Source organism: Sphingomonas sp. Leaf357, assembly GCF_001423845.1.
Taxonomy (GTDB): Bacteria; Pseudomonadota; Alphaproteobacteria; order Sphingomonadales; family Sphingomonadaceae; genus Sphingomonas.
Genome location: NZ_LMPM01000001.1, coordinates 2,723,437 through 2,742,383, shown reverse-complemented (window position 1 = coordinate 2,742,383; position 18,947 = coordinate 2,723,437). Strand labels below are relative to the sequence as shown.

The window sequence follows — 18,947 nt, the reverse complement described above, 5'->3', positions numbered from 1 at the left end:
CACCAAGCCGCGACGCGGTCGAGGCCCGTCTAAATATGATATATTTGATTGACGATGCGGCGCGGCGGGTGCCATGACATCTCCGCCAAAGATGGCCTCGGGCCGGTGCAGGAGAGCGATATGGACGCGGCGCAGAACGAACTGTTGACGCGGGTCGGGCCCGGAACGCCGATGGGCGACGTCCTGCGCCGCTACTGGTTTCCGATCGCCGGCGTCAGCGAGTTCGACACGCAACGCATCAGGGCGATCCGCCTGATGGGCGAGGATCTGGTCGTCTATCGCGACCTGAGCGGCAATTTCGGGTTGATAGAGCGGCAATGCGCGCACCGTCGGGCCGACTTGTCCTACGGCTTCGTCGAAAAATGCGGGCTGCGATGCAGTTATCACGGCTGGGCCTATGACCAGGGCGGCCAGTGCGTCGAGATGCCGTTCGAGGATACGGTCGTCCCCAAGGCCAGGTACCGGGACAAGATAAGGATCAAGGCCTATCCGGTCCGGGCGCATGCCGGATTGCTCTGGACCTATATGGGGCCGGCACCCGCGCCCGAACTGCCCGATTGGGAGCCGTTCGGCTGGCAGAACGGCTTCCGTCAGATCGTCATTTCCGAACTGCCGTGCAACTGGCTGCAGGCGCAGGAAAATTCGATCGACCCGGTGCATTTCGAGTGGATGCACATGAATTGGGGGCGGCGCCAGGAGGACGAGAATGCCGAACTCGGGCCCCGGCACATGGAAATCGCGTTCGACGAATTCGAATACGGCCTGATCTACAAGCGCAAACGCGAAGATCTGATGGAAAAGCATGCGATGTGGACCGTCGGTCGCGTGTGCCTGTGGCCCAACGCCTTCTATCTCGGCGACCATTTCGAATGGCGTATCCCGATCGACGACGAAAACATGCTCAGCATCGGCTGGATGTTCAATCGCGTGCCCAACGAACAGGAGCCGTATGTGCAGGATCGCATCCCGACTTGGCGCGGCCCGATCGTCGATCCCGAGACCGGTCGCTGGCATAGCCGCCATGTGATGAACCAGGATTTCGTCGCCTGGGTTGGGCAGGGCGTGATTGCCGACCGCACCAAGGAAAAGCTCGGGCTCAGCGACCGGGGCATCCAGATGTTGCGCAAGCAATTGCTGAAGGACATTGCCGCCGTCGCGAAGGGCGAGGATCCCAAGGGTATCATTCGTGATCTCGCCAAAGCGGGCAACGTCGAACTGCCGACGGCGGAACGCGATCTGTTGGTCGGGGGCGCGTCGCTCGCTTCCTTCATGAACCACCCGTTCTTCGGCCACCATATGCACGAGTTCCTGTTCCAGGCCGGCCAACCGCGCGAGGTCTGGGAGGAGTTCTGCGCGGCGATGGGGATTGCGCCGGGCGAGGGACATGGCGCTCCGCCCCCCGCCGCGCGGTTCGGCGTCGCCGTCAAGGAGGAAGAAACCGCGGAAGCCTGAGCGGCGACCGCCGCAGGCCTTCGCTTTACCCCAAGGTCTGCCGCCACAGGAACAGCTTTTCCTGCGTGGCGCGGTCCGAATAGCTGAACAGCACAAGGTCGCTGTCGGCGAGAAAGCGTCGTTCGGACCAGGAGGGCACGACCACGATCTCGCCCGGGGTAAGGGGGAAGGACTTGCCGTCGATGACTAGCGTGCCGGTGCCCTCGACTACCACGTTGATCATGCCGTCGCTGGAGTGTGCCGGCGCGGTCTCGAACCCGGCGGGGACCAGTCTGGCGAAGGCGGACATCGTCGCCATCACCGGACCGCCGTCGACCGGATTGGTGAACTCCATCAGATAGGCATCGTGCGCGTGCGGGGTTTCGCTGCGGCGCAGCACTTCCAGCGTCTCGCGCCAGTCGGCGAATTTGTAGATGAACAGCGGGTTGCCCTGGCCGGCAAGCCGCCCGGCATGCACCGGACGCATATTGCGACCCCAGCGCATGGCCGCATCGCCCGCGGGCCGCGAGGTCGGCCACGCGCCGCGATCCTCGCGATGTTCGGCGAAGCTCGCATCGAGCATCTGGACCAGCGGGATGTCGAGCCCGTCGAGCCAGATCATCGGCTCGTCGGTCTCGTTGCCGTGATCGTGCCAGAGCCAGGCCGGGGTCAGGATCAGATCGTGCTTCTGCATATACGCCCGCTCGCCGTCCAACGCGGTGAATGCACCTTCGCCCTGCATGATGAAGCGTAGCGCGTTCTGCGCATGGCGGTGCGCCGGGGCGACCTCGCCGGGCAGGATCAGTTGGAGCCCGGCATACAGCGTGTTGGTGATTCTCGACTGGCCGGGAAGCGCGGGGTTTTCGAGGATCAGCACGCGGCGCTCGGCCTCCGCCGCGGTGATGAGTTCGCCTGCTTCGATCAACAGCGGTTGGACGCGATCGAAGCTCCATGCCGCAGGAACGGCCGGGGTGCGCGGCGTCGGCGTCACCAGGGCGGACAGTACGGCCCATAAAGGTGCCAGCGCCTCCGGCTTCAGCCGATCGTAGAAGTCGTTGCGCGCCGCCTCGAGATTGGTCGGCATTCCAGTGATCGTGGCCATGACGGAAAATGTCCTCTTTATGCTTGCGTCGGCATACGCTCTTGTCCACGGTTTTTCCAGACAATCGTCAGAGGACTGATCATGCCGCATGTTTTCACCCTGCCCGAACGCCCTGCCGCCGCCATCGCGGGAACCGACGATACCTTCCCGGTCGGCCGCATCATCTGCATCGGTCGCAACTACGAGGCGCATGCCCGCGAGATGGGGAAGGATCCGAACCGCGAGGCACCGTTCTTCTTTGCCAAATGGGCCGACGCGCTGACGCCCAATGGCGCGACGATCCCGTATCCGCCCGAAACGAAGAACTACCATTTCGAGGGCGAACTCGTCATCGCGATCGGCAAGGAAGGCGCGAAAGTCAGCGAGGCCGACGCGCTGGGCCTGGTGTTCGGCTACGCCGTGGGGCTCGATATGACGCGGCGCGACCTGCAATTCGAAGCGCGCGACAAGGGCCGGCCGTGGGAGATCGGCAAGAATTTCGCCTTTTCGGCACCGATGGCGGCGATCCGCCCGGTGAGCGAGGGCCATGTCGCGTCCGGCGCGATCCAGTTGCGCGTGAACGGGGACCTGAAGCAGGACGGCGACGTCCGCGACCTGATCTGGGATTGTGCCGAACAGATCGCCTATGTCAGCCGCTTCGAACGCCTGCTGCCGGGGGACCTGATCTTCACCGGCACGCCCGCGGGCGTGGGTGCGGTGGTGCCGGGTGACGCGATCGACGTGACGATCGAGGGTCTGGCACCGCTTCGGGTGACGATCGGCGAGACCGAGGCGGATTTCGCATGATCCTGCACGACTTCCCGCTGTCTTCGGCGAGTTACCGCGTGCGCATCGCCCTCAATCTCAAGGGGCTGGCATATGAAAAACGCAATTACGTGCTGCGCGCGGGCGAGCATCGCATGCCTGCGTACCGGGCGGTCAATCCCGCCGGGCTCGTCCCGACGCTGGAAACCGACGGGGTGCGACTCGGGCAGAGCCTGGCGATCATCGAATATCTCGACTCCGTCTGCCCGACACCGCGGATGATCCCCTCGGATCCGATCGTGCGCGCGCGGGCGATGGAGATGGCGCTGACGATCGCTTGCGACATCCACCCGATCAACAATCTGCGGGTGTTGCAATATCTCGAGCATGAGATGGGACAGGACAAGGCGGCGGTCGACGGCTGGTATCGTCATTGGGTGGAGCAGGGTTTCGCGACGCTGGAAGCGCTGCTGCCCGACACGCCGTTCGCCGGGGGCGAGGCGCCCGACATCGTCGATGCCTGTCTGGTGCCGCAGATATACAATGCACGCCGCTTCAAGGTCGATCTGGCGCCATTTCCGAGGCTCACGGCGATGGCGGATCGCGCCGGCGCATTGCCTGCGTTTCTAGAAGCTGCCCCGCCTGCCGCCTGAAAAGGCCGGTGTTGCTCGTCATACGTTCTCTCCACGTTTGGGGGAGAACGGTGCCATTTCCAAGCGGGGCGGCCGATCGTAGTTCAGCGACGCTTTTTCGCCGTGTTCGGCACTCCACTCGGTTCGGCTCGGATCGGCGCCCGGGTCTGCTCGTTGAACATTTCGACGAACTGTTCCAGCAAGCTCAGGAACTTGGCCGCGTCCTTGGCCGAAAACGGCTCAAGCGCGCGTTCGCGTGCGCGTTGCGCTGGTTGTGAAACCCGATCGAGGATCGCGTGCCCCGCGTCCGAAAGCGTGATGATCTTCCGCCGCCGGTCGATCGGGTCGTCACGGCGCTCGATATAGCCCGAATCCGCCAGTTTGCTGACGACGAGCGCCGTTGTCGACCGGTCGATACCGACCAGAGTCGCGATGCCCACCTGATCGAGGCTTCCGCGCGCTCGCAGGGCCAACATCGTACCGAATTGCGTGGTGGTGAGGCCGAGTTCCGCGGTCTCTTCGAGAAAGAGCGCCACGCTGATCTGGTGCGCCCGCCGCAGCAGGAAGCCTGGTCGCCCGTAAAGCGAGTCCAACGATTCCCCGCCCGGTTCTCCATCCTGCACCATGCTTAAGCCTCACGAATTTCAGTCCTCCGCCGCTATTAGCCGATCTGTCCGGTCGTGTAAGCCGCTCGCCGGTCAGGCAGGATTCGGGTGCTGCAGGCTGAAACCGGCAACCTGCTTGTACCGGTCGGAAAGGTCGCGCAGTTCGTGCTGCGATATATAGTCCTCGAGATTGTCGAAGGGACGATCGCCGACCAGTTCCTCGACCTTCAGGTTGATGATGTCTGGCGGGCTGGTACGGTTGGTGCGCACGATCTCGGCCGTCGCCGGGCGGCGTTCCGCCTCATATGTCGCGAACGCGGCGCGCGGATCCTCGCTGCAAGCGAGCAGGTCGGCCAGCGTGCGCACGTCGATCAGCGCCTGCGCCGACCCGTTCGATCCGCGCGGATACATCGGGTGCGCGGCGTCGCCGGCGAACGTCACGCGACCGAACGTCCAGCGCTCGACCGGATCCTTGTCCACCATCGGATATTCGAGCACGGTCTCGGCATCGCGGATCAGCTGGCCGACGTCGAGCCAGTCGAACCTGAAGCTCTCGTAGATCGGCAGGAAGTCGGCGCGGTCGCCTGTCGTGTTCCAGTCGTTGCGATGCGCACGCTCGGTTTCGATCTCGGCGATCCAGTTGATCAGCTGGTCACCTGTTCCGTCGATATCGTCGACGATCGGATAGACGACGATCTTGCCGGTCTTGATCGATCCGATCCGCATATAGGTTCGCCCCCCCAGGATCGGCCGGTGACGGGTCACGCCGCGCCACGTGTTGATGCCGGTGAACGCGACCGTCTCGTCGGGGTAGAACAGGCGCCGCACCGCCGAATTGACGCCGTCGCAGGCGATCGCGACGGCGGCGGTGACCGCCGGGCGCGACGATCCGTCCGACGTCGCCCGGAAGTGCAGCGTGACGTCGGCGTCGGTCTGGTCGAGGCCCACGAACTGATGATCGCAGGCCACGGCATCCGCGCCGAGCCGCTCGCGCACCGCCGCAAGCAGGATGCCGTGCAGCCGCCCGCGATGGATACCGACTTCGGGCTGGGGATAGCCGGCGAGCTTCCCGCGCGGCTCGCCGAACAGTTTCTGCCCGAAGCGGTTGAAGAACGCGCTCTCCCGATTCTCGATGCCGGTCGCGAGCACGGTACCCGCCAGGCCAAGCGTCGCGATCTCGCGCATGCCGTGCGGCAGCAGCGTGATGCCGACGCCGATCTCGGCGATCTCGGGTGCCGCCTCGTAGACCCGGCACGCAATGCCGTCGCGATGCAGGCCCAGCGCGAGGGCAAGCCCGGCGATCCCGCCGCCGATGATCGCGATGCTGCTCGGGGTATCCATGACCGGTCCGTCCTAAATGGGTTGCACGTCGGACCAGCATATAATATCAGACGTCTGACAATGTCGAGACCGATCGATTCATGCCGGGATTGGCGGAGAGGGCCAGATGATCATTGATTGCCACGGGCATGTGAGCGCCCCGCCCGAACTGTGGGCATACAAGTCCGCCGTCCTGTCGCATCGCGGCAGCCACGGGCGCGGCGGCGTCCGCGTCACCGACGACCAGATCCGGGCGGCGGCGAACAAGAAGGAGATGGCGCCGTGCGGGCATCTCGACATGCTGCACCGGCACGGCACCGATCTGCAGCTGATCTCGCCGCGCCCGTTCCAGATGATGTCGAGCTTCGAGCCGGGCCGGGCGGTCCATTGGTTCGTTGAAGAGTGCAATACGATCATCCACCGCAACGTCACGCTGTTTCCCGACAGGTTCGTCGGCATCTGCGGTCTGCCGCAGGTCGCGGGCGAGCCGATCGAGAACACCTTCGCCGAGTTCGACCGCTGCGTGTCGCTTGGGTTCAAGGGCTGCCTGCTCAACCCCGATCCCTATGAGAATAGCGGCACCCACCCGCCGGGGCTAGGCGAGCGTTACTGGTATCCGCTGTACGAGAAGTTGTGCGAACTCGATCTGCCGGCGCACATTCACGCGACCGGATCGCGGCAGGACCGCGAGCCCTATTCCTTGCATTTCATCAACGAGGAGACGACCGCGGTCTACAACCTCGTCAATTCGGACGTGTTCACCGACTTCCCCGATCTCAAGATCGTCGTCAGCCATGGCGGCGGTGCGATCCCCTATCAGATCGGCCGTTTCATCGCCGGCAACATCTATGCCGGCAAGGACTTCCGCGAGAATTTCTCCAAACTCTATTTCGATACTGTGCTGTATACCGAAGGCGCGCTCCGGCTGCTGATCGAGACGGTCGGCGCAGACCATTGCCTGTTCGGATCTGAATGCCCGGGGGTCGGATCGCAATACGATCCGCAAGGCTCGCAGGTCCGGACGATGGATGACATCGCGCCGACCATCGCCGGATTCGACTGGCTGTCGGACGCGGACAAGAAGCTCATCTTCGAGGACAATGCGCGCCGGGTCTTCAAGCTCGACGTCTGATAGCGGAGAATAGGTCATGGCAGAGATCGTACTCGGCATGTGGACCACCCACGGCCCGACATTGTCGACCACGCCCGACGAATGGTTGCTGCGGCTGCCCGCCGATCACGCCAACAAGGCGCATTGGTATCAGACGGGCCGCTATGACTTCGCGACGCTGGTCGAGATGCGTAAGAGCGAGGGGTTGGCCGAGAAGAGTTCGCTCGATGAGCGGACGAAGCGCAATGCCGCCTGCCGGGCCGCGATGAACGAGATGGCCGACGTGTATGCGGCCACCGGGTCGGACGTCGCGGTGATCTTCGGCAACGACCAGCAGGAACTGTTCAACGACGCCCTGATGCCGGCGTTCACCGTCTTCAACGGCGAGGCGGTGTGGAACGAGCCTTCGTCGGACGAGCAGGCGGCGCGCCATCCGCCCGGCATCCATGCCGCCGAACCGGGGCATAAGCCGCCGGTCTATACCGAATATCCCGGGCATCCCGAACTCGCCAATTACCTGATCGGGGATCTCGTCTCGAACGGCTTCGACATCACGCGCGCGAGCAAGCTGCCGCGGCTGGAGAACCACTGGCACAGCGGTATCGGCCACGCCTTCGGCTTCGTCTATCGCCAGATCATGCGCGATCAGGTGTGTCCGCACGTTCCCATAATCACCAACACCTTCTTCCCGCCGAACCAGCCGACCGCGCGGCGCTGCTTCGAGATGGGGCGCACCGTGGGCCGGGCCCTCAAGGCCTGGAAATCGGATGCGCGGATCGCGATCTTCGGCTCCGGGGGCATGTCGCATTTCGTCATCGACGAGGCATTCGACCGGAAGATCTTCGACGCGCTCGCGGCGCGCGATGCCGAGACGCTGTGTGCGATCGGCGAGGATTGGCTGCAATCCGGGACCAGCGAATTGAAGAACTGGATCGCCGCCGCCGGCGCGCTGTTCGAGACCGATCTGGCCGGCGAGGTGGTCGATTACCAGCCCTGCTACCGGTCCGAAGCCGGCACCGGCACGGCCAACGGCTTCGTCTACTGGAACTGAGATGGATGACTTCGCCACCCGCCTTGCGCGGCTCGATGCCTGTGCGATCTCCGATGCGCTCGATCAACTGGGTTTGCCCCCGTCGGTAACGGGGCTGGGGTCGCATGCCGCACGGGGCCGTGTCTCCGGATCGATCATCACCGTCAAGCTCGCGGCGGGCAAGCCGCCCGAGGGCACGACGCCGCGTCACCTGTGCACCACCGCGATCGACTTGGCGCAGCCCGGGCAGGTGATCGTGGTCGAGCAGCGCACCGGTATCGAGTGCGCCGGCTGGGGTGGCATCCTGTCCAACGCGGCGCGCGGGCGCGGGGTGTCCGGCGTGATCGTCGAGGGCCTCGCGCGCGATGTCGATGAGGCTGCCGATATCGGCTTCCCGGTCTATGCCCGGGGCAGCACGGCCCGCACCGCGCGTGGCCGCATCTACGAGACGGCGACGGGCGAACCCATCACGGTGGGCGATCTCACCGTCGCGACCGGAGACTGGGTGATCGCGGATGGCAGCGGCGCGGCGTTCGTGCCCGCCGACCGCATCGCCGACGTGCTTGCCGCCGCCGAACGGATCGCCGCGCGCGAGGGCGGCATGACCAAGGCGGTTCTCGCCGGCCATCCCGTGTCGACCGTGATGGGCGGGGATTACGAACATCTGCTGGAGACGTTTGCATGAGCGAGGGGCGAGTGACCGACACCAACGTGGCACGCGCGGCGAAGCTGGAGACCGCGACGCTCAGCGACGCGCTCGACAAGCTCGGCATCGCCGGACAATGCCTCGGCATCAAGCCGCTGGACCACAAGTTTCGCTTGGCGGGGCGTGCCTTCACATTGGCCTATGCCCCGGTCGGCCACCCGCTCGGCACGGTCGGCGATTTCATCGACGACGTGCCCGAGGGCCATGTCGTGGTGATCGATAATGGCGGCCGGCCCGACGCGACGGTGTGGGGCGACATCCTGACCTTCACCGCCGACAAACGCGGTTTGGGCGGCACGGTGATCGACGGGGCGTGCCGCGACACGCATCTGGCGCTCGACCTCGGCTATCCGATGTACAGCCGCAGCTATTCGATGCGCACCGGCAAGGACCGGGTGCAGCTCGACGCGACTCAGGTGATCGTGACGATCGGCGACGTGCGTGTTGCGCCGGGCGACATCGTGCGCGGCGATTCGGACGGCGTCGTGGTGATCCCCGCCGATCGCGAGAACGAGGTACTCGACGCCGCCGAGACGATCGACGCTGCCGAGATGCGGATTCGCGATGCCATCGCCGGCGGGCTGCGGCTCGACGAGGCGCGCAAGGCTCAGCAATACCACCTGCTCCAGCGCCGCGACGCGCAATGACCTACAGCGCCGAACAGCTGGCCGAAGCGACCCGGCTCGGCGCTGCGACGTTGCACGAGGCGGCGGGGCGGATCGGCGCGCTGCCCTCCGCAATCAAGCCGGTCGCATCCGAGATGCGCATCGCGGGACCAGCCTTCACCGTGCATATTCCCGCCGGCGACAATCTGTGGATCCACCGGGCGCTCTATCAGGCCGCGCCAGGCGACGTGCTGGTCGTCTCGACCAGTGGCGGTACCGAATGGGGCTATTGGGGTGACATCCTCAACACCGCGGCGATTGCGCAGCGGCTTGGCGGGCTGGTGATCGATGGCGGCGTGCGCGATGTTTCCGCGCTGTTGACGATGCCGTTTCCGGTCTTCTCCAACGGCATCTGCATCAACGGCACGATCAAGGGTTATGACGCGACCGCATGGATGCGCCAGCCGATCCGGATCGGCGCGGTCGTCGTACGGCAGGGCGACCTGATCGTGGGCGATCGCGACGGCGTCGTTGCGCTGCCCGAAGCGGTCGTGGCGGACGCGCTGGTGCGCGGCGCGGCGCGCGAGCGCGACGAGACCGAAAAGATCGCTCGCATCACCGCCGGCGAGCGGACCATCGACATCTACGGTTTCGGCGAGAGGGGGGGCGTACTAGCGTGTGACCCGATTACAGGCGCGTTTTCCTCGTGGAGAGGGTAGTTGCTGCATCCCTCTGCGTTGAAGCGGTCGAGTAGCGACCCGATCCGTTTCCATGTTGCCTCTGCGATTAGTTCATCAGCTTTTCGGAGTAGCGTCTTGAGCTTGAAGAACATCTGTTCGATCGGGTGAGGTTGGGACTATATGGCAGCAAGAACGGAAAATGGGCGCCGGCCTTGCGGGTCGCCTGGCGGACGACTTGGCCCATGACGGAGCGCGGCGATGAAGATGACGTTCGCCCGCGACAGTGCTGGAGCTTGGCCACCAGACGCTCGCCGCGCAGGGATCGCCAGTGGGCCCGGGTCATGTTCGGTCTCGCTCACGTCTCGTCGATAAGGACGAGGCGGCGCGGATCGGCTCATGCCGATGGCGTCGCCAACGTTCCTGCTTGCGGGCCAAGTCCGGCCACTTTTGCTCGGCTGCGTGCAGGCATTTTGAACGTCAGTCCCGCCTGCCGGTAGGAAACGCGAGGCCGCCTCGTAGCTGACCCGCACGTAGCGCGCCGTCAGCTAGGCGACGATCGTCCGCAACCTCAGGTACGGACTCTCGGCGATCCGCGCCAGCAACTACTCTCAGTCGCCTGCAAGAGCCGTCCGCCAGAAGCCACCCGTCGGGCGCGCCGATGCATCGCCGGTTGTGCGCTGCCGATATGACCAGTGTACCGCCGTCGCCACGCGCACCCCGAAACGCGTAGCCGCCCCGCAAAACGTCGCTCCCGACGCACGCATGACACAACACTTTGCCGAAAATCCTGAGAATAGGAAAGCGCCATCGCCGTCGGCCTTCTACCAGGCCAGCGGCTTGACCCACATGTTATTCAGTAGGAAAACTTTCAATTCGTCAGGTACGATCGCGCTTTGGCGACCGTGGGTGGCAAGAGCCGGCGACATTGTCTCGTCGGTCGAGGTCTAGTTCCATCTTCAATTTCTTTCTTCTTGATGGGCAGCTGAAACGCTGAGACCTGTAAGTCCCCAAGGTACTCCTGCCCATGCTAGGTCCTAAGCGGAACTGTCGGTCGAGTACAATCCTCATCGCGTGCCGATGCGCTGCCGCGCATGGTATTCCCGCGGGCAAGATCGATCAGGTGTCTCCGGAAGTGCCGTGCCCGCGAAACCGTGATGGCGGCACTCCGAAATGTTTGCGGAACGCGGCGGTGAAGTTGGTCGGTTCCGAAAATCCCAGCGCGATCGCGATCGATCCGATCGAGTTTGCCGGGTCGCGGAGCATTTCGCATGCCTTTTGCATGCGTTGATCCAGACAGTATTGCTGCAGCGACAGGCCAAACATCTGGCGAAATCCGAGTTGCAATTTGTTGCGATTCAGCCCCGTCATCGCCGCCGCGTCTTTCAGCAAGATGCCCTCCGCCGCCACGGCATCGGCGTGATTGCGGAGCGCTACGAGGGCGCGACGATCGTTAGCCCCCAAACGGATGGCGGCACGCGTTCCGACGGGTTGTCGCTCCCAAGATTGCAGCGCCTGCCTGACCGTGTCGAGGGCGAGCGCTTTGACCTGAACCCGGCGCCAATTGTCCGAGCCTTCCAACGTGAACATCCTGCTCGCCAGTGCGAGGGTGGCCCGATCGAGCGGGAATTGGCCGATGACGGTCTGGTCCCGTTGCCAATTGGAGAACAGCGCAGGTGGCAGGTCCGTCGCGTCAAGGCCAAGCGTCTCGCCCAGAAAGCGCCGGGACATGTTGATCGCGCAGAATTTATATGCGGTATCGCGGCGAAATACCCCCGTTAGGCTCGATCCGGACGGCTGGATGATGAATGTGCAAGTGGATGCCTTTTCGTGCAGCATTGCGTTCGCCGCACTGTACAGAGCTCCCCCCAAAAATGCGAAGCGCAGGCGCAGGCAGTCTTCGGCCGCAGAGGCTGTCAGGCGCCACGCACGCGACACAAATCCGTCCATAAGATGGACGCAGCATCCAGGGTCGGTAGCGTAAAATCGTTCGCCACCGCTTGCAAACATATTGGGGATGGCATCGGACGGCGTGACCGGACGGTGATCCAGGTGCATGGATACCGGTGTGCCCGAGACCGCAGGATCCCGTGCGATCAGCCAGCGCAGCTTCGCATCGACCGTCGATTCCTGGGCCCAAATCGCCTCGCTCGCCGGAAACAGGCCAGTCGGTGATGCTGATTTCATCATTCCATGCTGTGTACATCTTGTTCTCGAGCACGCCAAGCATAGCATCGTAACGCTAACGTCACATCCGACAGGACGTTGCAGAGGCTGATGGCATCACCGGGAACGGGAAACGATGAAACAGGATTTTATTGCGCAGCTACGCAAAAATGGCAGCTTGGTGGCAGCATGCATCCTTTGCACGTCAACGGCACATGCACAATCCAACGCAAGTCCCACGGAGTCCGAGGCCACGGGCGACATCATCGTCACCGCCCAGAAGAAGAGCGAGCGTCTGCGGGATGTGCCGCTGGCCGTATCGGCTATCCTGGGTGACGTTCTGGCGGAGCGTAATCAGGTGAGGTTGCAGGATTACTTCGCGACCGTTCCGGGCCTGAATATCAGCGCGCAGGGCAATGGGCAGGTCAACGTGGCGGTCCGCGGTATTACCACCGGCCAGACCACCAATCCGGCGGTCGGAATCGTTATCGACGACGTTCCGTTCGGCTCGAGTAGCGTCCTCGGATACGGGTCGCGCATCATTCCCGACCTCGATCCCGCGACGCTCGACCGCGTCGAAGTGCTGCGCGGCCCGCAGGGGACGTTGTATGGCGCGAGCAGCATCGGCGGCTTGATCAAATTCGTCACCAAGGATCCGTCGACAGCCGGCGGCGAAGGCCGAGTGGAAGGCGGGATCAACAGCGTTGCGCATGGCGCGATGGGCTTTTCAGGCCGTGGTTCAATCAATGTGCCGCTCGGCACGACGCTGGCGGTGCGTGCCAGCGGTTTCTATCGCCGTGACGGCGGCTATGTCGATAATCTGACCACCGGCCAGAAAGACGTCAATCGCACCGATACTTATGGTGGTCATATCGCATTGCTGTGGCGGCCCGTGGATCCGTTGACCATCAAGCTTGCCGCGCTGCTGCAAAACGTCGAAGGTGACGGCTCGGGAGATACCGACACCGATTATCGCACCCAGCCCTTGTTCGGTGACTTGACGCAGCGGCGTGTTCCCGGCGCTGACCATTATGACTTTCGGTCGCGCCTCTATTCCGCCACCTTGTCCTATGATTTCGGCGCAGCGACGCTGACATCTCTTAGCAGCCTAGGCACGAGTGACTACCGCGCCTCCGTGGAATCGACATCGCGCTATGGTGACTTGGCCGATTCGGTTTCCGGCGTGCCCGGTGCGGCGCTCGTCAACGATTTCCATACGCGCAAGTTCAGCCAAGAAGTGCGCCTGGCAGGGGAGGGCGCGGTCCTGGACTGGCTGGTTGGCGGATTCTACACCGACGAGAAGACCGACGCCGATCAGAAAATCTTCGCGCTGGCCGCGACCGGTGCCAATCGCGGGTTGTTGCTCGAAGCCCTCTTTCCGAGCACGTTCCGCGAATATGCCGGTTTTGCCGCACTGACCGTGAAGCTCGGCGAGCGGTTTGATATCCAGTTCGGCGGCCGTTACGGCAGCAACAGGCAGGTCTACACAGAAATCGGCAGCGGGCCGCTGGCCGGCGATTATCGCCTCGACCAGACGTCAAAGGACAGCAAGTTCACTTATCAGGTCACCCCGAGGTTGCGGCTCAACCCCAATCTCATGATCTACGGGCGTCTCGCGACCGGCTATCGGGTCGGCGGCCCCAACCCGCTGTCGACGGCGGACGCGACCTCGGCAGGCGTGCCCAAGGAATTCGGCCCCGACACGACGACCAATTACGAATTGGGCGTGAAAGGCAGTCTGCCCGATCGCAGCGTCTCGTTCGATGTCTCGGTCTATCGGATCGATTGGAAAAACATCCAGTTGGCGCTGACCAACCCGACCAACGGCTTCTTCTATTTCATCAACGGTCCGCAGGCGAAGAGCCAGGGCGTCGAGGCCAGTGTAACGCTGGCGCCGGCCAAGGGCACGAGCTTCGTTCTGAACGCGGCCTATAACGACGCGCGGCTGACCAGGGATTTGCCGACCGGCAGCGGCTATGGTTTCGCGGGAGACCGCCTGCCATTCAGCGGAGACCTTTCCGCCAGTGCGGCGTTCGATCAGGATTTCACGCTGGGTGCCGATACCACGGCGTTCCTCGGCGGCACGGTGACGCTGGTCGACGATCGCAAAGGCGAATTCGGCGCCAACGCCGCCGCTCCGCGTGTGGAATATCCCGGCTATGCCACGCTCGATCTGCGCACCGGGGTGAAATATGAGGGCTGGTCGCTGACTGCGTTCGCCACCAACCTGACCGATCAGCGCGGTGTCGTCGGCGCGACCGCTAATGCGCGCCGCGTCACTGTCACCACCTCCTTTGGCGTGAACTACATCCGGCCTCGCACGGTCGGATTGTCCATCGCCAAAACGTTCTGATCGGTGAGCGAGGAGAATCAGAAGACGGACGTCGTGGCTGCATTGCCTCCGTTGTCGACGGATTTAGACTGGCCTGATGACCTGACGCCGTTCGACCCGTTCGACGTGGGCATCCAAACGTCGCCTTATGCGCATTACCGATGGATGCGGGCCAACGCGCCCGTCATTCGTGCCGGCAACTCCGATGCGCCGCTGTATATCGTCAGCCGTTTCGCTGACGTGACCGCGGCCTTGCGCAACGCGGCGGTCTTTCTGTCGCAACCGCCCGGCGCGGTAGTGCCGCCGGGATTTCTGCTGAGCCTTGATGCGCCCGACCATCCGCGCCTGCGGCAGATGGCGAGCAAGGCGTTTACGCCCCGCGCGGTTCAGGAGTTCACGCCGCGGATCGCCGAGCTGATCGCGAAACGTTGGAATGTCGTTCTCCAAAATGGCGGCGGTGAAGTCATGGGGCTGTTTGCCAGTCCGCTGACCATCAGCGTCATTTCCACCCTGCTTGGAGTACCCGTAGAACATTCGGCGCAGATGCGCGATTGGACTACGAAAATCCTGGACTATGTGGCGATCCTGCTGCGCGGCGTGCCCGGCGGTGCGGACGATGCCGCCTATGTGGCGTTGACATCTTACATTGGCAACGTGCTCGACGCAGCCAGCGACAGCCAGGCCGACAATGTTGTGAGTAACCTCGCAAGGCTTCGGGCGAGCGGCGAACTGACAGCCGAGGAAGCGTCCGGCTTCGCCGCACTGATCTTCATGGCCGGGCACGAGACGACGACGTTGCTGACGGGAAACTGCCTCGACTTCCTCAGCCACAATCCCGTGTGGTTGCCGTTTCTGCGGACCGAAAAAGGGGCCGCAGCCTTCCTGAACGAGATGCTACGATATCGCCCGCCGGTGCATCGGCTCTCCCGGTTTGTGGGCGAGGATACGGTCCTCGGCGGATATCGCTTGCCGGCAGGTGCGAGCGTGCGCCTCCTCGTCGCATCGGCCAATCGCGACGATACGGCATTTCCGGATGGCGACACCTTCGACCCGGCACGCTCCAATGCGGCGCATGCGGCATTCGGGTATGGGCCACATATGTGCATGGGCTCGTGGCTGGCGCGGCTGGAGGTTCGTCTGATTCTCGAGCGGATCGGTGCGACAGTGTCGGATATGAAGCCCGATCCGACGATCGAGACCGAGGCATTGACAGGCGGCGCCTTCGCAACAGTCGGCCTGAAGAATCTGGGTTTAAGCGTTACCCCACTTCGCAACGTCACGTAAAATGGGTTGGTGCATGAGGATCAAGGCGGATGCGCCGTCACAGGAGAGTGCATTCGCATGGCCATGTCCGCACACGATACCGTCACCCGAATCTACGCGCGGCTGATGCGCGCCGGCAGTGGCAAGCCGTACGACGCCACCGATCTCTGCACGCCCGACGGCGGACGAACCATGTTTTTCATCGGCAAGGTCTGCGGCGCCGACGTCACCGAAACCCCGCGATCGGTGGTGTATCGCGACGACCGGTCCGGCGATCTTGTCTCCCTGCACGATGGGCCCGCCAAGCTGCTTACACTGTCCGCCATATCGGGCCGTCTCGCTTTTGCGGTGAGCAACGCCGATGGGGCGGACCGGCTGGTCGTGATGGCGTCCGACGGATCGGTCGAGGACGAGTTTTGCACGCTCGGAAGACTCGAACAGATCGATTGGTCGCCGGACGATACCGCGCTCCTGCTGCTGGTGGCCGGTCCCGGTACAGATACCACCACGCTTGCCGGATCGGTCAGCGTCGGACGGCACGATACGGCATCATCCTGGGATCCCGTGATCGATGATGGGGCACCGGACCCAGACGATTGGCGTCACCTATCGATTTACCGTCCAAGCAAGGGGGCGCCGGCGACTTCGTTGCCAGTTCCCGGCATGGTGTGGGAGGCATCGTGGTGCGGCGATACGGCCATCGTTGTGCTGCGCAGCGATCGCAGCGGCGAGGCCGCTTGGTATCGCGCCTCCCTTGCGATGCTGGACCTCACCTCCCTCAAGCTGCGTCCGCTATTGGAACCCGCCGATCAGATCGGCCATGTCCGGGGTGCACCCGATGGCCGAAGCGTCGTCTTCGTCGAGGGCGTGGCAAGCGATCGCGGCATCGTCTGCGGCAGCCTGAAGCGCATCGACGCATGCGGCGGGGCAGTCGACTGGCTCGATACGGGCAGGGCCGAAATCACATCGGTTGCGTGGCGAGGCCATAGCCTGCATCTGGCCGGACAGCGCGGCCTGACCACGGTGATCGCGGATCATGACCTGACGCCGGCGGGATACGCCGAACTCTGGTCGGCCGACGATTGGTCTTGCGGCGCGCAGTTCCCGACATCGCGGCCGAGCGGGGCGGCGGGCGCGGTCGCCGTGCTGGAAAGCCAGACCAGCGCACCGCGCTTGGCGGCAATCGGCGTCGACGGGATCGAGGTCATCCGCGTCCTGGCCGACGGCAATGATCGCGGTGATGGCGTCATGACGACGGTCCGCTGGCCCGCACCGGACGGCAGCGAAATCGAGGGATTGCTGGTGCGGCCGGTAGGCGCGGCCGGCCCGTTGCCGACGGTCGTCGAAATCCATGGCGGCCCGGTCTGGGCGTTTCGCGCGCGTTGGGAAGGGCGGCAGCGCGCCGCGCCGGCGCTGATCGCGAACGGCGTCGCGATGTTTTACCCCAACCCCCGGGGCAGCAGCGGTCGCGGGCAGGATTTTGCGCGCGCAGTGCTTGGCGACATGGGCGGGGCCGATGCCGGAGACATCATCGCGGGGATCGAATATCTGATTGCCCAGCGACTGGCGGACCCAGAGAGGATCGGCCTGACCGGATCAAGCTATGGCGGCTATATGTCGGCCCTGCTGCCCAAGCTGATGCCGCAGATTGCGGCAGCGGTCTGCATCTCGCCAGTCAGCAACTGGTTCAGCCAGCATTTCACGTCCAACATGCCGATCCTGGAAGACCTCTTCCTCGGCGGCAGGCCCGCCACGCTCAGCAACACCTACGTCGGGCGCAGTCCTGCCCTGTCTGCGGCAAAGACCCAGGCGGCTACGTTGATCCTCGCCGGCGCGCTCGACCGCTGCACACCGATCGGCCAGTCGATCGAACTGCATCGATCGTTGCTCGAGCAGGGATCGTCGAGCATGCTGATGACCTATCCAATGGACGGACATAGCCTGCGCGGCCCTCGCAGCTACATCGACAGCGCCGCGCGCGTTCTCGACTGGTTCACGCGGCACATGTCGGCATGAGGAGCATCCTGCGCCCGGCCGGTTTCCTGGGCCTCGATGCCTGCGAATGGGCAACGATCGCGATCGCTCTAGCCGCAGCGACACTGCCGGCGGTGTTGCCGCTGATGGTCGGCGTCCTAGCCCGACAGTTCGGTATGGGGTTGGATCAGGCCGGGTATGTCATCGCCATCAACATGGGCAGTATCCTGCTCGGCTCGCTGGCCTGCGCCGTGCTGGGCCGACGATTTTCCTGGTTCGCGCTGATCGTGGGCGGATTGCTGGTCATGACCGCGGGCAACGTGCTGACGTTGAGCACCAGCGGGCTGACCGCGCTGGTGGCGACGCGGCTGATCTCGGGGCTTGGCGAAGGCGTCGTCGCCGCATGCTGCTATGCGCTGATGGGACAGGCCCGACTGCCCGGCCGGTCGATCGCGATCTATGCCGGCGGCCAATCGATCGTTGGCGCGGCAGCGATGGCGGTACTGCCGACGCTGATCGCGCATCATGGCTGGCATGTGTTCTACCTGTTGGTGGTGTTCGCGGCGCTCCCGGCGTTCGCGCTCGTGCCACTCGCAGTGCGCGGCCGCGAGCAGGTCCAGCGCGCTGCCGGTGCGGGACGACCGGCGTTGAATATCTCGGCATTTGGCGGGCTGCTGGCGATCTTCGTTTTCTTCGTCGGTCTGGCGATGGTCTGGGCGTTCATGGAGCGGCTGGGCAGCGCCCGGCACTTGAGTTTGTTGCAGCTGTCGGCCGCGATGTCGGCATCGTCCCTGGCGGGCCTGGCCGGGTCGCTGGCGTCCGGTGCCGTGACCGACCGCCTGCGCCTCGGCATCGGGCTGGGCTTCGGTATCGCATTGATCGTCGCTAGTCTGGTGATGATGTTCGTCGGTGGATTCGCTCCGTTCACGGTTGGGGTCTGCGGCCTCTATTTTGCCTGGACGTTCCAGTTTCCATTCTTGTTCGAATGCCTTGTCGCTGTTGATCGCGACGGCCGCGCCACCGTCCTGACGCCGGTTGCCACGGGTGGCGGCTTGACAATCGGCCCCGCCATCGGTGGCTTCGTCTTGCAGAACGGCAGTTTGTCGTTGCTGTGCTTGACGTGTCTGGCGCTGACGCTGGCGGGAACGGTCTTGGCGTGGCGCATCGGCGGCAAGAGGCGTTCCGCGGCGGTCGAAGAAGCGACAGCGTAACGGCGTAGGCGTGAACACAGTGCCCCTGCGTCGCAAAC

16 protein-coding genes are annotated in these 18,947 nt (G+C 64.2%); 12 read left to right on the top strand and 4 right to left on the bottom strand.

The window, feature by feature from the left end; genetic code table 11:
* The first annotated feature begins 54 nt into the window (after nt 1–54).
* Nucleotides 55–1,452, top strand: coding sequence for an aromatic ring-hydroxylating dioxygenase subunit alpha (locus tag ASG11_RS12815; protein ID WP_236697513.1), 1,398 nt, complete (start codon nt 55–57; stop codon nt 1,450–1,452).
* Nucleotides 1,453–1,477: 25 nt separating this feature from the next.
* Here ASG11_RS12815 and gtdA read toward each other — a convergent pair whose 3' ends face one another.
* A complete protein-coding gene (gene gtdA, locus ASG11_RS12810; protein WP_055779829.1) occupies nt 1,478–2,533 on the bottom strand; it encodes a gentisate 1,2-dioxygenase in 1,056 nt (351 codons plus the stop codon).
* A gap of 81 nt (nt 2,534–2,614) precedes the next feature.
* On the opposite strand from gtdA, the gene ASG11_RS12805 reads away from it, so the two are divergent.
* Together ASG11_RS12805 and maiA are read left to right on the top strand one after the other, a co-directional pair.
* A complete protein-coding gene (locus ASG11_RS12805; protein ID WP_055779826.1) occupies nt 2,615–3,319 on the top strand; it encodes a fumarylacetoacetate hydrolase family protein in 705 nt (234 codons plus the stop codon).
* On the top strand, nt 3,316–3,930 hold the full coding sequence (gene maiA / locus ASG11_RS12800; RefSeq protein WP_055779824.1) for a maleylacetoacetate isomerase: 615 nt from the start codon (nt 3,316–3,318) through the stop codon (nt 3,928–3,930). Before ASG11_RS12805 ends, maiA begins: the two co-directional genes overlap by 4 nt.
* 83 nt (nt 3,931–4,013) lie before the next feature.
* On the opposite strand, the gene ASG11_RS12795 is transcribed toward maiA, so the two are convergent.
* Nucleotides 4,014–4,502 (bottom strand): MarR family winged helix-turn-helix transcriptional regulator, encoded by a 489-nt coding sequence (locus tag ASG11_RS12795; protein WP_236697474.1) that lies wholly within the window; start codon nt 4,500–4,502, stop codon nt 4,014–4,016.
* A 105-nt stretch (nt 4,503–4,607) separates the two neighbouring features.
* Complete coding sequence (locus ASG11_RS12790; RefSeq protein WP_055779818.1) at nt 4,608–5,855, bottom strand: flavin-dependent oxidoreductase; 1,248 nt, start codon at nt 5,853–5,855, stop codon at nt 4,608–4,610.
* A gap of 106 nt (nt 5,856–5,961) precedes the next feature.
* On the opposite strand from ASG11_RS12790, the gene ASG11_RS12785 reads away from it, so the two are divergent.
* The 5 genes from ASG11_RS12785 to ASG11_RS12765 are packed head-to-tail and all read left to right on the top strand — an operon-like array spanning nt 5,962 to nt 10,005.
* Nucleotides 5,962–6,966, top strand: a complete 1,005-nt coding sequence (locus ASG11_RS12785; protein WP_055779815.1) for an amidohydrolase family protein — start codon at nt 5,962–5,964, stop codon at nt 6,964–6,966.
* A 16-nt stretch (nt 6,967–6,982) separates the two neighbouring features.
* The gene (locus ASG11_RS12780; protein ID WP_055779812.1) at nt 6,983–7,996 is read left to right on the top strand and encodes a protocatechuate 3,4-dioxygenase; all 1,014 of its coding nucleotides are present in this window, start codon (nt 6,983–6,985) and stop codon (nt 7,994–7,996) included.
* A 1-nt stretch (nt 7,997) separates the two neighbouring features.
* A complete protein-coding gene (locus ASG11_RS12775; RefSeq protein ID WP_055779810.1) occupies nt 7,998–8,660 on the top strand; it encodes an RraA family protein in 663 nt (220 codons plus the stop codon).
* The gene (locus ASG11_RS12770) at nt 8,657–9,328 is read left to right on the top strand and encodes an RraA family protein (RefSeq protein WP_055779807.1); all 672 of its coding nucleotides are present in this window, start codon (nt 8,657–8,659) and stop codon (nt 9,326–9,328) included. Before ASG11_RS12775 ends, ASG11_RS12770 begins: the two co-directional genes overlap by 4 nt.
* The gene (locus tag ASG11_RS12765; RefSeq protein WP_055779804.1) at nt 9,325–10,005 is read left to right on the top strand and encodes a 4-carboxy-4-hydroxy-2-oxoadipate aldolase/oxaloacetate decarboxylase; all 681 of its coding nucleotides are present in this window, start codon (nt 9,325–9,327) and stop codon (nt 10,003–10,005) included. Before ASG11_RS12770 ends, ASG11_RS12765 begins: the two co-directional genes overlap by 4 nt.
* 1,077 nt (nt 10,006–11,082) lie before the next feature.
* Here the strand turns inward: ASG11_RS12765 and ASG11_RS12760 are convergent.
* Nucleotides 11,083–12,150, bottom strand: a complete 1,068-nt coding sequence (locus tag ASG11_RS12760) for a helix-turn-helix domain-containing protein (protein ID WP_236697473.1) — start codon at nt 12,148–12,150, stop codon at nt 11,083–11,085.
* A 115-nt stretch (nt 12,151–12,265) separates the two neighbouring features.
* On the opposite strand from ASG11_RS12760, the gene ASG11_RS12755 reads away from it, so the two are divergent.
* The 4 genes from ASG11_RS12755 to ASG11_RS12740 are packed head-to-tail and all read left to right on the top strand — an operon-like array spanning nt 12,266 to nt 18,909.
* Entirely contained in the window at nt 12,266–14,482 is a 2,217-nt protein-coding gene (locus ASG11_RS12755) for a TonB-dependent receptor (RefSeq protein ID WP_055779797.1), read from the top strand.
* A 3-nt stretch (nt 14,483–14,485) separates the two neighbouring features.
* A complete protein-coding gene (locus ASG11_RS12750) occupies nt 14,486–15,745 on the top strand; it encodes a cytochrome P450 (protein ID WP_055779794.1) in 1,260 nt (419 codons plus the stop codon).
* Nucleotides 15,746–15,802: 57 nt separating this feature from the next.
* Complete coding sequence (locus ASG11_RS12745) at nt 15,803–17,740, top strand: S9 family peptidase (RefSeq protein ID WP_055779790.1); 1,938 nt, start codon at nt 15,803–15,805, stop codon at nt 17,738–17,740.
* A complete protein-coding gene (locus ASG11_RS12740; protein ID WP_055779787.1) occupies nt 17,737–18,909 on the top strand; it encodes an MFS transporter in 1,173 nt (390 codons plus the stop codon). The genes ASG11_RS12745 and ASG11_RS12740 overlap by 4 nt, the downstream gene beginning before the upstream one ends.
* Nucleotides 18,910–18,947: the final 38 nt, after the last annotated feature.

What these genes read in the sequence shown, in the direction of transcription:
- ASG11_RS12815 (WP_236697513.1), top strand. Translation starts at nt 55, where the DNA reads ATGCGGCGCGGCGGGTGCCATGACATCTCCGCCAAAGATGGCCTCGGG.
- gtdA (WP_055779829.1), bottom strand. Translation starts at nt 2,533, where the DNA reads ATGGCCACGATCACTGGAATGCCGACCAATCTCGAGGCGGCGCGCAAC.
- ASG11_RS12805 (WP_055779826.1), top strand. Translation starts at nt 2,615, where the DNA reads ATGCCGCATGTTTTCACCCTGCCCGAACGCCCTGCCGCCGCCATCGCG.
- maiA (WP_055779824.1), top strand. Translation starts at nt 3,316, where the DNA reads ATGATCCTGCACGACTTCCCGCTGTCTTCGGCGAGTTACCGCGTGCGC.
- ASG11_RS12790 (WP_055779818.1), bottom strand. Translation starts at nt 5,855, where the DNA reads ATGGATACCCCGAGCAGCATCGCGATCATCGGCGGCGGGATCGCCGGG.
- ASG11_RS12785 (WP_055779815.1), top strand. Translation starts at nt 5,962, where the DNA reads ATGATCATTGATTGCCACGGGCATGTGAGCGCCCCGCCCGAACTGTGG.
- ASG11_RS12780 (WP_055779812.1), top strand. Translation starts at nt 6,983, where the DNA reads ATGGCAGAGATCGTACTCGGCATGTGGACCACCCACGGCCCGACATTG.
- ASG11_RS12775 (WP_055779810.1), top strand. Translation starts at nt 7,998, where the DNA reads ATGGATGACTTCGCCACCCGCCTTGCGCGGCTCGATGCCTGTGCGATC.
- ASG11_RS12770 (WP_055779807.1), top strand. Translation starts at nt 8,657, where the DNA reads ATGAGCGAGGGGCGAGTGACCGACACCAACGTGGCACGCGCGGCGAAG.
- ASG11_RS12765 (WP_055779804.1), top strand. Translation starts at nt 9,325, where the DNA reads ATGACCTACAGCGCCGAACAGCTGGCCGAAGCGACCCGGCTCGGCGCT.
- ASG11_RS12760 (WP_236697473.1), bottom strand. Translation starts at nt 12,150, where the DNA reads ATGAAATCAGCATCACCGACTGGCCTGTTTCCGGCGAGCGAGGCGATT.
- ASG11_RS12755 (WP_055779797.1), top strand. Translation starts at nt 12,266, where the DNA reads ATGAAACAGGATTTTATTGCGCAGCTACGCAAAAATGGCAGCTTGGTG.
- ASG11_RS12745 (WP_055779790.1), top strand. Translation starts at nt 15,803, where the DNA reads ATGGCCATGTCCGCACACGATACCGTCACCCGAATCTACGCGCGGCTG.
- ASG11_RS12740 (WP_055779787.1), top strand. Translation starts at nt 17,737, where the DNA reads ATGAGGAGCATCCTGCGCCCGGCCGGTTTCCTGGGCCTCGATGCCTGC.